The organism is Kiloniella laminariae (assembly GCF_027214005.1).
GTDB classification, from domain to species: domain Bacteria; phylum Pseudomonadota; class Alphaproteobacteria; order Kiloniellales; family Kiloniellaceae; genus Kiloniella; species Kiloniella laminariae_A.
In genome coordinates this window covers 163,596-178,530 of record NZ_JAPWGY010000003.1, presented here as the reverse complement: position 1 = coordinate 178,530, position 14,935 = coordinate 163,596, and the positions used below count along the sequence as shown (strand labels likewise).

The 14,935-nt window shown below is 52.2% G+C and carries 13 protein-coding genes; 6 read left to right on the top strand and 7 right to left on the bottom strand.

All coding sequences use genetic code 11. The annotated features are described in order from the left end of the window. Positions 1–26: 26 nt before the first annotated feature. From O4H49_RS09865 to tsaD, 4 genes are all read right to left on the bottom strand, one after another. A complete protein-coding gene (locus O4H49_RS09865) occupies positions 27–446 on the bottom strand; it encodes an EVE domain-containing protein (protein ID WP_269423267.1) in 420 nt (139 codons plus the stop codon). A gap of 108 nt (positions 447–554) precedes the next feature. After that, on the bottom strand, positions 555–836 hold the full coding sequence (locus O4H49_RS09860) for a YciI family protein (RefSeq protein WP_269423266.1): 282 nt from the start codon (positions 834–836) through the stop codon (positions 555–557). A 29-nt stretch (positions 837–865) separates the two neighbouring features. Next, the gene (locus tag O4H49_RS09855; RefSeq protein ID WP_269423265.1) at positions 866–1,870 is read right to left on the bottom strand and encodes an NAD(P)H-dependent glycerol-3-phosphate dehydrogenase; all 1,005 of its coding nucleotides are present in this window, start codon (positions 1,868–1,870) and stop codon (positions 866–868) included. Continuing rightward, positions 1,870–2,937 carry a tRNA (adenosine(37)-N6)-threonylcarbamoyltransferase complex transferase subunit TsaD gene (gene tsaD / locus O4H49_RS09850; RefSeq protein ID WP_269423264.1) on the bottom strand — a complete coding sequence of 356 codons (1,068 nt, stop codon included), beginning with the start codon at positions 2,935–2,937 and terminating at the stop codon, positions 1,870–1,872. Before tsaD ends, O4H49_RS09855 begins: the two co-directional genes overlap by 1 nt. Positions 2,938–3,189: 252 nt before the next feature. Here tsaD and O4H49_RS09845 point away from each other — a divergent pair, with 252 nt between their 5' ends. From O4H49_RS09845 to O4H49_RS09820, 6 genes are all read left to right on the top strand, one after another. After that, a complete protein-coding gene (locus O4H49_RS09845) occupies positions 3,190–4,023 on the top strand; it encodes an alpha/beta hydrolase family esterase (RefSeq protein WP_269423263.1) in 834 nt (277 codons plus the stop codon). Between the two features lie 202 nt (positions 4,024–4,225). After that, positions 4,226–5,089 carry a hypothetical protein gene (locus O4H49_RS09840; RefSeq protein ID WP_269423262.1) on the top strand — a complete coding sequence of 288 codons (864 nt, stop codon included), beginning with the start codon at positions 4,226–4,228 and terminating at the stop codon, positions 5,087–5,089. A 64-nt stretch (positions 5,090–5,153) separates the two neighbouring features. Continuing rightward, complete coding sequence (hemC, locus tag O4H49_RS09835; RefSeq protein ID WP_269423261.1) at positions 5,154–6,104, top strand: hydroxymethylbilane synthase; 951 nt, start codon at positions 5,154–5,156, stop codon at positions 6,102–6,104. A 15-nt stretch (positions 6,105–6,119) separates the two neighbouring features. After that, positions 6,120–6,833 carry a uroporphyrinogen-III synthase gene (locus O4H49_RS09830; RefSeq protein ID WP_269423260.1) on the top strand — a complete coding sequence of 238 codons (714 nt, stop codon included), beginning with the start codon at positions 6,120–6,122 and terminating at the stop codon, positions 6,831–6,833. Positions 6,834–6,915: 82 nt separating this feature from the next. Continuing rightward, positions 6,916–8,604: a carph-isopro domain-containing protein gene (locus O4H49_RS09825; protein WP_269423259.1), complete on the top strand. Its 1,689-nt coding sequence runs from the start codon at positions 6,916–6,918 to the stop codon at positions 8,602–8,604. Beyond that, positions 8,605–10,080 (top strand): heme biosynthesis protein HemY, encoded by a 1,476-nt coding sequence (locus O4H49_RS09820; RefSeq protein ID WP_269423258.1) that lies wholly within the window; start codon positions 8,605–8,607, stop codon positions 10,078–10,080. A gap of 80 nt (positions 10,081–10,160) precedes the next feature. On the opposite strand, the gene O4H49_RS09815 is transcribed toward O4H49_RS09820, so the two are convergent. The 3 genes from O4H49_RS09815 to O4H49_RS09805 form a co-directional block, all read right to left on the bottom strand. Further along, complete coding sequence (locus O4H49_RS09815; protein WP_269423257.1) at positions 10,161–11,117, bottom strand: PDR/VanB family oxidoreductase; 957 nt, start codon at positions 11,115–11,117, stop codon at positions 10,161–10,163. A 141-nt stretch (positions 11,118–11,258) separates the two neighbouring features. Then, positions 11,259–12,782, bottom strand: coding sequence for an aldehyde dehydrogenase (locus O4H49_RS09810; protein WP_269423256.1), 1,524 nt, complete (start codon positions 12,780–12,782; stop codon positions 11,259–11,261). 46 nt (positions 12,783–12,828) lie between these two features. Beyond that, complete coding sequence (locus tag O4H49_RS09805) at positions 12,829–14,928, bottom strand: acetate--CoA ligase family protein (protein ID WP_269423255.1); 2,100 nt, start codon at positions 14,926–14,928, stop codon at positions 12,829–12,831. Positions 14,929–14,935: the final 7 nt, after the last annotated feature.

The window sequence follows — 14,935 nt, the reverse complement described above, 5'->3', positions numbered from 1 at the left end:
GTTTTTGGTGTTTGCGGAATATCCGTTTATACGTCTGGAACTGTCTGCCCCATTTTACAAATAATCTGCCATTCAGCGTTGGTAACAGGCATGACCGAAAGACGGGACTGTTTTAACAAGGCCATTTCCTGAAGGTCTTTTTCTGCTTTTATTTCTGCAAGGCTAACAGGTCTGTTCAGCGCTTTGACGGTCCGAACATCGACCATGCCAAAACGGCCGCTTTCATCAGTGTGATCCGGATAATACTCACGGGAAATTTCAACGATTCCGACCACGCTTTTCTCTTTCACCGAATGATAAAAAAAAGCGTGATCGCCCAGCTTCATCGCTTTCATGTAATTTGAAGCCTGATAGTTGCGCACACCATTCCAGTGCTCGTTTCCCTTCTCGACCTGATCCTGCCAGGACCAGCTGCCGGGTTCGGTTTTGATCAGCCAGTATGCCATCGAGACTCTCCCTGTTTCCAACCAGGGCCAGCATAACATTGTGAATTTTCAAGACAACGCTGTTGTCCGTCGCTGTCAGGCTGGAAGGAAACAGGGACTGGTAATAATCTATTTAGGTAAAACCTGTTTCCAGGGTGTAATCGTGACCTGTTCGAATAGTCCTGCCAGTTTGTAAGGGTCGTTCTCGGCAAATTCCTGAGCGGCGATGGCATCGTCGAATTCAAGGATGAGAAGGCTACCAGTCATGCTTTCTCCATCGGCACCAAGAGTAGGACCGGCAACAACGACCCGATCCATGAACTTGCCCAGATATTCGAGGTGAGCCGGGCGGTTTTCAGCGCGGATGTGGGCATGGTCTTTTTTATCAACGCAAGAAAAGATAAATTTCATTGGTATTTTCCTGTTGTGGCAATCGATAGTTAGAATTCTGCTTTTTGGGGACGGGCGAGTAAATCAGCAATGGTCTGATCAATGTCAGCCTGATGATGGAGTACGTCACAGATGGCATTGCAGATTGGCATGTCGATCTGGAGTTTTCGGGCAAGAGCCGAGACGGATTTGCTTGAGCCAAGGCCCTCCGCCACGGTAATGCGTCCCTTTAGGTAATCTGCCAGCTTCTCGCCGCTGCCCAAAGCTTTGCCCAGGGCATAGTTGCGTGATTGTGTTGCTGTGCAGGTGAGGGTCAGATCGCCCATACCCGCAAGGCCCATCAGGGTTTCCCGACGCGCCCCCTTGGCGATGCCAAGCTGTACGATCTCGGACAGGCCTCTGGTAATAAGGGCAGCCCGGGCGTTGTCACCCAGTTGACGGCCATCAACGATGCCGCAAGCAATGGCGATAACATTTTTAACGGCCCCGCCAATTTCGGCACCAACGGGATCAGTCGAATGATAGATTCTGAAGGCACGGCTGCCGAGCGTGTTGGCCAATTTTCGTCCAAGAGCCGCATCTGCACAGGCCAGTGTAACGGCTGTCGGCAGATCCCGGGCAACTTCGATGGCAAAAGTTGGTCCGGAAAGTACGGCCAGAGGGTTCTTGGGCAGTACCTCTTCGAGCATCTCACTCATCAACAGGCCACTACTGATCTCAACACCTTTGGCACAGAGTACCAGGGGAACATCCGGGTCAATCAATGGTTTGATCGGGGTAATCACAGACCGGAGATGTTGGGAAGGGGTAACCAGCAGTAATAGATCGGCATTCTCAAGATCCTTGGCATCCGTGGTTGCACGAATAGTGGGATCAAGCGCGGCACCTTTTAGATAGAGGGCATTCTCATGCTGATTGTTTATATCGTCTACTACTTGTGGATTTCTCGACCAGATGGCCACACTGTTACCCGCATTTGCAGCAACAGCTGCGAGGGCAGTTCCCCACGCACCGGAGCCGATCACGCCAACAGAAGCAGAGCATGTGTCAGACATCAGGCGCGATCCTTTACACCTGTAAGCTGGTCCAGCGGCCAGCGGGGGCGGGGGGCAAAATCAAGCGAGTCCGTCAGACCCAGCTGCAGCCGTTCAAGCCCGGCCCAGGCAATCATGACTCCGTTATCGGTGCAAAGTTTTACAGGTGGGGCCAGCAGGCTGGTTTGACGCTGGTCTGTCAGCGCGGTAAGGCGGTCACGCAGGGCGAGATTTGCCGCGACACCCCCTGCGACAACCAGGGGGCCGGGGCGTCCGTATCTGGCTTGGAAAAGATCCATTGCATGCGAGCAGCGATCAATCAGAACGTCACCCACGGCAGCCTGGAAAGAGGCTGCGAGATCTGATTTGTCCTGATCAGTAAGATTGGAAATTGCACCGTCTTCGCCAGCCAGTTCGAGAATCTTGTTGCGTACTGCAGTTTTCAGCCCGGAAAAGGAAAAATCACATCCAGGTCGTCCTTTCATCGGACGGGGAAGATCAAAGCGCTCAGGATCACCTTTCTTCGCAATCTGTTCCATCAAGGGGCCGCCAGGATAAGGAAGTCCCATCATTTTTGCGGTTTTGTCAAAAGCTTCCCCGACAGCATCGTCAATTGTTCCCCCAAGCCTGCTGTAGCAGCCGACAGCCTCCACGGCGAGCAGCTGACAGTGGCCGCCTGACACCAACAGCAGGAGATAGGGAAATGCCGCTGCTTCTCCTTCGGTCAATCGGGCTGTAAGGGCGTGACCTTCCAGATGGTTTACAGCCAGAAAAGGCAATTTTCGGGCAGCGGCAATTGCTTTTGCTGTCATGACCCCGACAAAAACCCCGCCAATCAAACCGGGGCCGGCTGTTGCGGCAATCCCGTCCAGGTCCTCGAAACCAAGTCTGGCTTCTTCGAGTGCTTCACGGATCAGCCGATCGAGATGATCCATGTGGCTGCGGGCTGCGATTTCCGGTACCACCCCGCCATAGGGTTCATGTTCTTCAAGCTGGGAAAGCACCCTGTTTGCCAGAATGTTGTGATCGCTGTCGACAATTGCTGCGGCTGTTTCATCGCAGCTGGTTTCGATACCAAGAACCTTCATTTTTCCCGTTGCTGTCTGAAGTGGCTGTCGTGAGGAGCAGGCGGAAATTATACAGTTCAGCCAAGACTCGTTTGTTTCTGTAACCAGAAAATACTATCTGCCGCGCTGCGGCAAGTCTTTGCTGAAGGATTATGATGAAGGGCGCGTCTTCCGCAACCCATCCGGTGATAGATAACCAAAAATTGTTTTTACATAAACATCTGAAGCCTGATCATGTGGCATTAACACAAGCCAGGTGCAGGCGATCAAATCATGAAACATTTAGAGTTGTTTGTCGTATTGGGTGTATTTGCCTTGGGTCTGTTAATTGCCTCAATCTCTCAGGCCGAAACACCAGAAGACGATACACTTGTTCAGAAAAGGGATGTTGCGGGAGGGCATTATCTTGTTGTCTTGCCGGGGAATGGTCTCGTGGACCAGGCCATGCCAGTACTGTTTTATTATCACGGGTATGGCCAGTCAGCTGAAAGCGTGATCAAAAACCGGAACTTGCGGGCGCTGGCGGCGCATAAAGGGGTTTTGCTTGTTGTGCCAGATGGTTTGAACCGAAGCTGGTCAAACGTGGGAGCACCGAGTGAAAAAAGGGACGAAATAACCTTTACCCGTAATATATTACATGATTTGCGAGCCACCTGGCGACTGGATGACACGAGGATCTGGGCGAGCGGGTTTTCCCAGGGCGGGTCCATGGTCTGGGATGTTGCCTGTTATACGGGTGAAGAATTCACGGCATTTTTCCCGGTTGCGGGTTCGTTCTGGCGTCCACATCCACCAAGTTGCCAAACGGCGGTTAACTTGCGGCACATTCATGGCCTTTCGGACACGGTGGTGCCGATGAAAGGTCGTCAGATTGGCAGCCGCTGGTATCAGGGCGATGTACGGGAAGGTGTGGCTATATGGCAAGATGAAAATGGCTGTAAAGGTGAGCCCGTCGAGCAGAGGTTAGCAGAACTGGTTTGTCAGGTCTGGGATAATTGCAACTCTGGCAGGGTGCTGGAGCTGTGCCTTCATCCGGGTGGGCATCATATCAAGATGGAATGGCTTGCGCAGGGGATGGAATGGGCCGAAAAACACATAACCCGGTAACAGACCTTTCCAAATCCGTTACATGTCTTTTCTGACAAAACGATAAACTTAACAATTACTATTAATATCAGTTATTTGATAAAAAAGTTGCCCCTCAGGAATGAGGTGAATACAACATTATGTGTTTATTTTTTTTTTGTGACACGTAAATCCCGGATGAGAAAATCCGTTATGATTGCGAGTCCTGCCCGGGTACTTTTTTATGGGACTTACAATCGCTGCGCTGGTGTTGTTATCAGCTTGCCTGCATCCACTCTGGAATACCCTGATCAAGAAGGGAGAAAACCAGAGAACCGGATTTCTGGCACTGACCTTGGGCATGATCACTATTGCTTTTGGTCACAGCCTGTTGTCCGGGTTTGATTTATTTGCTGCTTTTGAAGCATGGGATCTGGTGATTTTTTCCTGGATCGGTCAGATGTGCTATGGCAGCGGGCTGGTTGCTGTGCTCAGAAGAGGCGACCTTTCGGCCTATTATCCGATTATCCGCTCGACGCCGTTGATTGTGATAGCCTTTAATTTTCTGGTTTTAGGCCAGTCATATGACCTTCTTGTCATCCTTTTTGTCCTGCTGGTTCTCTTTGCTGCCTTTATGTTGCAATACCGGCGAGGACACCGGCTGTTTGATGATCCGGTAACCCTGGGTTTTGCACTTTTGTCTCTGCTCGGGACCGGAATTTATACCCTTGCGGATGCAACGGCCATGCAGGTTCTTGAGCCGTCAGTGCTCAATTTTTGGGTCAACCTTTTCTGTTTTCCCAGTTACTGTCTGCTTTACTGGCTTATTGATCGTGATAATGCCGGGGTGCGCACGGTTAAGGCCTTTATTGCCCGCCCGGTTCATTATTTTATGATTGGAGCGATATGCTACAGCTCTTATTTCCTCATTCTCTACGTTTATAGTGAAGGTGCTGATGTTGCTGCTGTCGCGACAGTGCGACAGGCCTCCATTCCCATATCCGTGCTTATTGGAGGACTCTATTTCAGAGAAGGCGCTGTTCTGCGTCGCTTGGTCGCGTCGCTGTTTCTGGCGATGGGAATTGTCGGAATCATCCTGAACGGGTAGAGTGCAGCAGAATCATCCGGAGAAACCGGGCCCGAATAACACCCGAAATATAATGGCGTTACTAATGACTGATCTACCTATTTTGCGACTTGGGACACGGGGGAGCCCGCTTGCTCTGGCTCAGGCCAACGAAGTGAAACGGTTGCTGGCTGCGGCTCATGAGGAACTGGCTCAGGATGACGCGATTGAGATTGTGGTGATCAAAACCACAGGGGACATGATCCAGGACCGGGCGCTTGCGGCGATTGGTGGCAAGGGGTTGTTCACCAAGGAAATCGAAGAAGGACTGCAGGATCAAAGTATTGATGTTGCCGTGCATTCAATGAAAGATGTCCCGACCTGGTTGCCAGAGGGGCTTGAAATTTCAACTGTTCTTGAACGTGAAGACCCCCGTGACGCCTGGTTCTCAAACAAGGCATCATCCCTGGATGCTTTGCCGCAAGGTGCGGTTGTCGGTACTGCGTCCCTGCGACGTCAGGCACAGATCAAGGCCCGTCGCCCGGATCTGGAGGTGATTACATTCAGGGGGTCCGTGCAAACCCGTTTGCGTAAACTGGCAGAAGGCCAAGTCGATGCAACATTATTGGCCGTGGCTGGCTTGAACCGCCTGAAACAGTCAGAACTGATTACTGCAGCGCTTTCTATTGAGGAAATGCTTCCTGCTCCGGCTCAGGGTGCGGTTGGACTCGAAATTCGCAGCGGGGATTCAAGGGTGCGCTCCTATGTGGATGCGATCCATCATCTTCCGACAATGCAGCGGATTTCTGCAGAACGCGCCTGTCTCGCAGAACTTGACGGGTCCTGCCGAACGCCGATTGCGGCTCTGGCCGAGATTGAAGGGGATCAGCTTTATTTGCGTACTCTTCTGGCGTCGACAGATGGCAGCCAGATTTTCCGGGCAGAAAGACGAGGCGCACTTGGTGATGCTGAGAAACTTGGGCGCTCTGCAGGGCAGGATCTCAAAGAGCAGGCTGGCGAGGCATTTTTTAAAGAGCTGGAAGCCCAGCAACTCTGAATCAAGGGGTGAGAGATGATTTTGCATCTTGTTACCCGGCCGACAGTTGATTGTGAGCCCCTGGTTTCTGATCTTCGTTCCATGGGGCGTACGGTCTTGTGTGATCCGGTGATCGAAATCGAGTTCTATCCCGGCAAGGATATTGATTTCACAGGCGTACAGGCTTTTGTCATTACATCAGCCAATGGTGTACGTGCGCTGAAACAGTATCCGGTTCCTTTTGATACTCCGGTTTATTGCGTCGGAGACGCTTCGGCAACCGAGGCCAGAAAATCCGGATTCGAAAAAGTATTTTCAGCTCAAGGTGATGTTACAAATCTGGCGACCCTTATATGCAAGCAACTGAACCCTGGTAACGGTGTTTTATTTCATCCTGCGGCTTCGGAATTGGCAGGAGATCTCAAAGGTGAGCTTGAGCGATCTGGTTTCTGCTATCGACGTGAAATTCTCTACTATGCTGCGGCGTCTAAAGTATTCTTTCCCGCAACGATAAATCAATTAAAAACAAACAATATCAATGAGATAAGCTTTTTTTCACCAAGATCTTCAAGAATATTCTCACAGCTAGTCGCCACGTCAGGATTAAATGTGACTTTGGCGGGCTGTCGGATTTTTTGCCTCAGTTATGCTGTGTCAGAATCCTTGCGAGTGTTTGACCAGGCAAAAATTTATACAGCATCAGAACCGACAGGGGATGCCATGAAACAGCTAATTATGAAAAACACCTGAGAGTACGTACGTACTGGATTTTCCTTCTGGTCTGGCGCATAGTTGGAGTGAAATTCCCTTTCGACGCGACAGAGGTTCAGGAATGGCAAGCAAACAGGGTGATAAACCGACGTCCCCGGAAACCAAAACACCAGGGAAAAATCCTAAAGGATCTGACGGTGTGGAAACTCCCAGCAGCGGAGAAAGTCCCGCACAGGAGATTATCTCTGCTTTTGGTGGATTGCGCCCTTTAGCCAATCGCCTTGGGATTGCAGTGAGCACGGTTCAGGGATGGAAGGAACGGGATTCCATTCCGGCGGCCCGGCATGAGGAAATCCTCCAAGCTGCTGCAAAAGCGAACATAAAATTGGACGTTGCCAGGGTAAGGGAAAGTGATCAGTTGAATAACGAAACCGAAGATCAAGCCGCTGTTGTTTCCGAGAAAGAAACGGAGAGCAAGGAGGCAACTGTAAAAAGTTCATCAGTTCCCGCAGGAACTTCGAGCGGTTCTGATGACAGTAAAAACGGTGGATCTGTTCCTGCTTCTGGCGGGAAGCCTGTATCAGGTAAAGGTCCGGAAGTGTCCGTGAAAACAACAAAAATCGATATTTCTGACGGTAAGTCTGACATTAAGAAAGAGGAGTCGGATAAATCGTTTTCTCAGGCAGAAAGTCCCGCAGCAGTGTCGCCACGTCGGAGCGGGGGGATGAATTCCTTTCTGTTTGGTGTCGGAACCTGTGCTTTGGTCCTGGCGGCAGTGGTCTATACCCGGGGATACTGGCTTCCCATGGTCGAACGCCTGCCGGTTATCGGGGCAAGTGAAAACCAGATATCGCTGGAAAATCTGGAAGAACGTATTGTCGGGCTTGAACAGCATGCTCTGACTAATCAGGGGCAGGGTGTAACTGAAAACCGCTTTCTGTCTTTGTCCGAACAGGTCCGCACCCTCAAGCTTGCCCAGTCCGAGCTGGAACGCCAACTCTCAAACCTGACGGATGGCGGAGTTGTGGTAACGACGGCGAATGTTGACCGCGGCCTTATGGATTCGCTGCGTAAGGAACTAGCCGAAACCGGCAGCCGTCTGAAAAAACTGGAGCAGTCAGGAGGACAGGGGAACAGTGGTTCTGTTGCCTCGTTTGATCCAGCGCAGGCAAGCAGGCTGGAAGCTCTTCAGTCCGAAGTAGCGAGTTTATCTGCTCGTTTTGACAATCTGGGTACGGGGCAGACTACGCGACCAGGGCCTGCTACGAACGATGTCTATCTTGCACTGGCGGTGTTGCAACTGCGTGATGCTCTGCGCGGCTCTGGCCCCTTTATCCGTGAACTTGATCTGGTACGCGCGGTTTCAAGTGAAAATGCAACCTTGCAGGATCTGGTTGCGCCGCTTTCTTCTTTCGCATCGGAAGGACTGCCAAGCATGACAGAGTTGCGGGCAGATTTTCCTGCGGCTGCAAGATCCGCTCTTTCAGCCGACAAGGTTGCCGGGGGACAAACCTGGGTAGACAAGGCTCTTGGCCGTATCTCTAACGTCATCAGTATTCGTCCGGTCGATGTGCTTGACGGGCAAGGAACAGCTTCGGTGCTGGCGCGGGCAGAAAACTATTTGCTTGAGGGCGATCTGACCGGTGCGGTACGTGAACTGGAAGGGCTGACCTCTGCAGCACGTTCGGGAATGGAGACCTGGCTGTTGCAGGCCGGGCACCGTCTGGAAGGTGAAAGGGTGAGCGGAAAGCTGGCTTTGCTGTTGATCGGGGTTACCGAGCAGGGCAGCGGCACAGGGGGAGTCCAGTAAATGAAACGGACACTGTATTACTTTCTCAAGCTCGCCTTGCTTCTGGCTGTTGTTATCTGGATCGCAAACCGCCCGGGGACGGTGGAAATCGACTGGATCGGCTACCGTCTGGAAACATCGGTAGGTATTCTTTTTCTTGGTGTTGTTTTTATCGCGATGCTGGCGGCCTATCTTTATCGTTTATGGCGTGGGCTGATCAAGGCACCAGCCCTGTTTGGTCAGGCACGTCAGGATAACCGCAAAAAACGTGGATACAAGGCCCTGACCCAGGGGATGGTTGCCGTGGCTGCCGGAGATGCCCAGACAGCGACGTTGATGGCCAGAAAAGCAGAAGCCCTGCTGGCAGATGAGCCGCCTCTGACCATGCTGCTTTCTGCGCAATCGGCCCAGTTACAAGGCGATGAAGAAGCTGCGACAAACTATTTTACCGCCATGCTGGAAAGTGGTGAAACCCGGTTTCTTGGTCTGCGGGGCCTGTTGATCCAGGCGCAACGCCGGGGGGATTTGCCCCTGGCGCTGGAACTGGCAAAGCAAGCCCATGCAATAAGTCCCAAAACTCCCTGGGTACTGGAAAGTCTTTTTGAACTTTCTGAGGCGTCAGGAGATTTTGCAATAGCGGATCAGGCCCTGAAAGACGGCGCAAAAACCAAAAATCTGAGCTCTGCAGAAGCCACACGTAAAAGAGCGGTTATCAAACTTGAGCAGGCTTTGATCTCTCGCGATGACGGACGTCATGACGAAGCGCTTGTTCTTGCCCGGGAGGCTTACAAACTTGCTCCAGATCTGGTGCCCGCGGTAAGTCTTCTGGCAGAAATGAACGCGCGGGCTGGAAAAGTTCGCGCTGCAGCCAAAACGCTGAACAAGGCCTGGAAAAACCAGCCTCACCGAGAACTTGCCCGGGCCTATATGAGCCTGTGGCCTTCAGAAACCCCTGTCGAACGGGTAAAACGGCTGGGGCAAATGGTTGCCTCAAACCCGGACCATTATGAAAGTCATATTGCCCTGGCAGAAGCGAACCTTCGGGCCAAACTCTGGGGCGAGGCCCGACGCCACCTCAAGCTGGCAGAGGAAGACAAGGGGGCCAGCCGACTGGTCTGCCGTCTTATGGGGCAGCTGGAGCAGGAAGAGCATGGCAACAGCAAAGCGGCGGCGGCCTGGTTCGAAAAAGCAGAAACAGCGCTGGTTGCACACAACTGGATCTGTGATTCCTGTGGCGCAATCGCTGATCAATGGCAAGCCCACTGTGGGGATTGTGGGCGGTTTGACAGCTTGACCTGGAAACGACCAACCCTTGTGAAAAGTCCGGATGTTCCATCACAGCCAGCCGGGCAAAAAGCTGCTCTGGATCGGGTTGTCGGGAACGAAATACAGGAGGTAAAAAAATTGCCTGCTGTTCTTGATCATGAAAGCGGGAAGAAAACCCTTAAAGCTCCGACAGCGGAGATCGAGGGCGCTGCCCGGGATCTCGGAGCCTGATTCAGGCTAACGATTTCGTAAAGGCTCCCCATTTCGGATGAGGAGCCTTTATCTTCCAGGTTCTGGTCAGGGACTTCGGGTTAGAGATCCAGAGTAAGGCTGGCGCTCTTCGCGCGGGAGCAACAGAGCATGATATGGCGGTTTTCGGTTTTTTCCTGATCGCTCAAAACCATATCCCGATGATCGGCCTCTCCTTCAAGCAGGCCAGTTTCGCAGGTGCCGCAGATTCCTTCACAGCAGGCATTGTCGACAAAAATACCGTTTTCAGCCAGAACAGACAGTATGCTTTTCCCGGCTGGAATCTGGTAACGTTTGCCGGTGCTGTTGATCACGACTTCAAAGCTGCCGTCATCTGCACGGGGGCCTGTGGTTTCATCAGCGGAAAAATGCTCAAAACGCACGGTTCCGACAGGCCAGCTTCTGGTTGCAGATTTGACTGCATCCATGAGCCCGGTCGGGCCACAGCAATAGATCTGGACACCTTGTTCCGGCAATCCAAACAGCGCCTGTGTTTTCAAGGGGCCTTGCTGATCATCAAAAGAATAAAGCAGATGGCCGGACAGTCCCGAAGCGATCATCTCTTCGGTGAAAGCTGCCCGCTGTTTGTTGCGACAGGCATAATAAAGCTGAAACGGTTTTCCAAGTGATTTCAGGCGACGCGCCATCGAGAGGATGGGGGTTATACCAATGCCGCCTGCAATCAGTTTGTATCGCTCTGCCGTTTCATCGAGCTCGAAGTGATTTCTGGGATGAGAGATCTCGATCTGATCACCGGGCTTCAGGCTCGTATGAACATAGCTGGAACCGCCCCGTCCATTTTCTTCCTTTTGAACGGCAACAACGTATCTGTGGCGTTCAACCGGATCATTCGAGAGCGAATATTGCCGGATCATGTTTGAGGGAAGAAAAAAATCAATATGTGAGCCAGCCGAAAAAACGGGAAGGTCCGTGCCGTCGGGTGAACGGAGTTCATACGAGCGGATATTCTCTGCTTCCTCTTTGACCGCTTCGATACGGACGATGAGTTTCGGCACCATAACTTGTTTTCTCCCGCTGTTATCGTAGAGGCCTTGCCGGACCCTGATTTATAGTTGGGTATATTCCCCTGTTTGTAAAAGGCCTGTCGGGTGCTGCGGCAGGCTTTTTACCAAAATAAGCCATAAAACTCTGCACCTGTCTTAACGTAATCGATACCAGGCAGCTTTGGATCGGGTATAGCTGAGGAGGCTTTCGAAACATTTGTCCTTGGCATTACCGGACTGTTTGAAGCCGCCAAAGGGTTGTGTCATATCCCCTTCATCATAGGAATTGACAAAAACGGTTCCGCTTTCCACTTCCTTGACGAAACGGTGTGCCTGGTTGAGGTCATTGGTCCAGATTCCGGCAGCGAGACCATAGTTACTGTCATTGGCGATAGCCAGAGCTTCATCAAGACCATCTACCTTGATAATGGAGGCAACAGGGCCGAAGACTTCATTCCGGGCTATGGACATGTCATTATGGACAGAGGTGAAAAGCGTAGGATTTACATAAGCCCCTGAAGACAGCGCGCCGCCGGGAACATCCCCTCCGAATTGAAGCTTTGCACCTTCACGAATGGCATCTTCTGTCATTTTCAAGACCCGGGCCTGTGAACTGTGGTCGACAAGTGGCCCCATGTTTGTTGCGGGATCAAGCGGGTCACCAGGAATGAAGGCATCTTTACCCTTCCGGATAAACCGTTCGACGAATTCCTCGTGAATGGAGCTGTCAACAATGATACGGGATCCTGCGCTACAGACTTCACCCATGTTGCTATATATTGCTCCACAAGCCGTTTCGACGGCTGTATCCAGATGGTCACCGCTGAGATCGCCGAGGAAAATATGCGGACTCTTGCCACCGCATTCCAGCGAGACTTTTTTCATATTGCTTTGGCCTGCGTAAATCAGCATCAGCTTGCCGACTTCGGTCGACCCGGTAAAACTGACTTTGCCGACATCCATATGCAGTGCCAGGGCTTTGCCAGCAACTTCGCCCATGCCATTGACGACGTTGAAGACACCTTCGGGGCCACCCGCCTGGACAAAAAGCTCGGCCAGTTTCAAACAGCTTAATGGAGATTGTTCAGCAGGTTTGAGAATAACGCTGTTCCCTGCCGCGAGAGCAGGAGCAACTTTCCAGGTCGCCATCAACAGAGGGTAGTTCCAGGGAGAAATTGCGGCGACAACCCCGATGGGTTCGCGCAGAACCATGCTGAGAACACTATATTCTGTGGCTGTTACACTGCCTTCAATCTTGTCGATGCATTCTGCAAAAAAGCGGAAGGTTTTGGCAACTTCAGGTACGTCAACAGCGATGCAATCCGCGATCGGCTTCCCCATATCAAGCGAGTCCATCAAAGCCAGCTCAGCCCCGTTTTCCTCAATCAGGTCTGCCAGGCGATAGAGGACAGACATCCGATCCCTTGGAGCCATCCGCGACCAGTTGCCGGAGCGGAAAGATTTCTGTGCGGCGGCAACAGCCCTGTCGATGTCTGCCTCTGTTCCCAGAGCCAGTTCGGCAACAGGGGTGCCTGTTGCGGGATTGATGGATTGAAAGCTGTCGCCCCTGAGCGCCTTTTGATAAGACCCGTCAATGAACAGGCCCGTTTCAGGATGGAAATGGGAAGCGAGTTTTTGCCAGTCACTTTTGCTGTAATGTTCAACCTGGTTGAGATGCATCTTTGGTTTCTCCCGGCTCTTATGTTTTTCAGTACTTAGTCAGTGTTTATTCTGCAGCTTTTGCCTCGGGGTTATCCCGGAGCACCAGGGCATCCAGAGCAATGCACCCCTGAGGCAAGACCAGAAGGGGATTGATATCAAAGTCGCTGATCAGATCACCAAGGGAATGAATCATGCTGGAAAAGCGGGTGATACACCCGACAAGCGCGGTCATATCCACGGGCGGAGCACCGCGCACACCATCCAGAAGTTTTCGTAATTTCAAGCTGTTGATCATCCTCAGTGCTGTTTCTTCACCGAAGGGTGGCAGGGCGACAGCAGTATCTGCGAGAATCTCGGCATGAATTCCGCCAAATCCGACCATCACTACAGGGCCGAACTGAGGATCATTGACCATCCCCAAAATCATCTCGACGCCTTTCCCCTGAATCATCGAGGCAACCATAACCCTGGGGCTCAACTTTTTCGAAAGCTGGTCATAGGCACTGGAAACAGCTGCATCGTTGGTTAGATTGAGGAAAACCCCGCCTGAATCTGATTTATGATTGATCCCGGCTTCGGCGGTTTTGACCACAACGGGATAACCGATTTTCCGGGCTGCAACGACGGTTTCAAATGCCGATTGCGCCAGTTGGGACGCTGGAACTGGGATACCGAATTCCTGAAGAAGCCGGGAAGCGGTATATTCATCCAGAGACCCTTTTCTGATCAGATAGTCGCGCCATTTCTCAACCACATCACAAGGGGGCTGGGGGGCGGATGTTTCCTGACGGATCTGAAAATCCCGATAGGCAAAAAGGTGGCTGGCAGCCTTCAAAAAAGGGGTGATGCCATCAAGCACTGGAATTCCCTTGCGGGTTGCCTCTATCACAGAAGGACAGGTCCCGGTTCCCTGATGATTGGCTACAATGCAGACAGTCTTTCCAGAAGTATCTTTTGCGGCTTGAGCGTAGCGGATGTACTCAGGGTAAATCTGCCCGCCAGGGCCTCGGTCTCCCACGATGACGCCCAGGGCTACCTGCGGATCGGACATCATCTCAATCAGGTTCTGTCCGTAACTTTCCTCGTAATTGTTATAGGAATGCCAGGCATCCAGCGGGTTCTCTGCTTTAAGGCCCGGCCCCAGTTTTAACTGGATACGTTGGCGGGTATCAGCAGAAAGTTCGGCAAAGGGAACTTTTATCTGTTCGGCAAGATCAACCATCAGTTCGCGTTCGCCCCCGGAATCGTGGATTGAGGCAAGAGCCCCGCTTCCCACCCGGGTTGGCTCAGCAAAAAGCATCAGAGTGAAAACCAGTTCGTCAATCGTCTCGACACGTCGTACGCCATAGCGGTCAAAGAGCGCAGTGTAGGCCTGATCATTCCCAACCAAAGCACCGCTGTGACTGGCGGCCAACCGGGCCGATTTTTCGGTTCGGCCAACCTTGAGGGCGACGACAGGGATTTTACGTTCTGCGGCTTTGGCGAGGGCTTTGGCGAAACCTTCGGGATTCCGTGCCGTTTCCATAAACAATCCGATAACCCGGGTCGAGTCCTGCTCGAGCGCGAAGTCCATGTAGTCAGCCAGATCTGTTGTTAATTCTTGCCCCGTAGAGACCACATAGTTGTAATCAAGTCGGGAGTCTGTATCGAGAATGGCGTTAAACAATGAACCTGAGTGGGTCAGAAGAGTGATGCCGCCTGCACGGTGATCATGGCGGGTTGGAAAGCCGCAGGCCCAGAGGCCGGAGCAGAAATTGTAAAATCCGTTACAGTTTCCGCCAACGACCAGGATGCCCGTCTCTTCGGCAATGTTGCAAACAGCCTGCTTCAGGCTATCAGGATTGTCATCGTCACCATGAAGAGGAGAAAGGATGGTTACGGCTTTTATACCAAGAGCCGCACATTCTGACAGGCGTTCTACGACCTGATGATCGCCGACGCAGAGAATAGCATGCTCTGGCACTTCGGGTAAGTCACCCAGGCCGGGGTAACAGCGAAAGCCTTCGACCTCGTCGTTGGTTGGATGGATAGCAAACACAGGTCCGGCAAACCCACCAATCCGGATGTGTTGTAACATGATCTGTCCAACAGATCCGGCCTTGGCACTGGCCCCGATCAGGGCAATTGACCGGGGGTCAAGCAGAGAAGATAAACGATGGCGCACGCGTAGC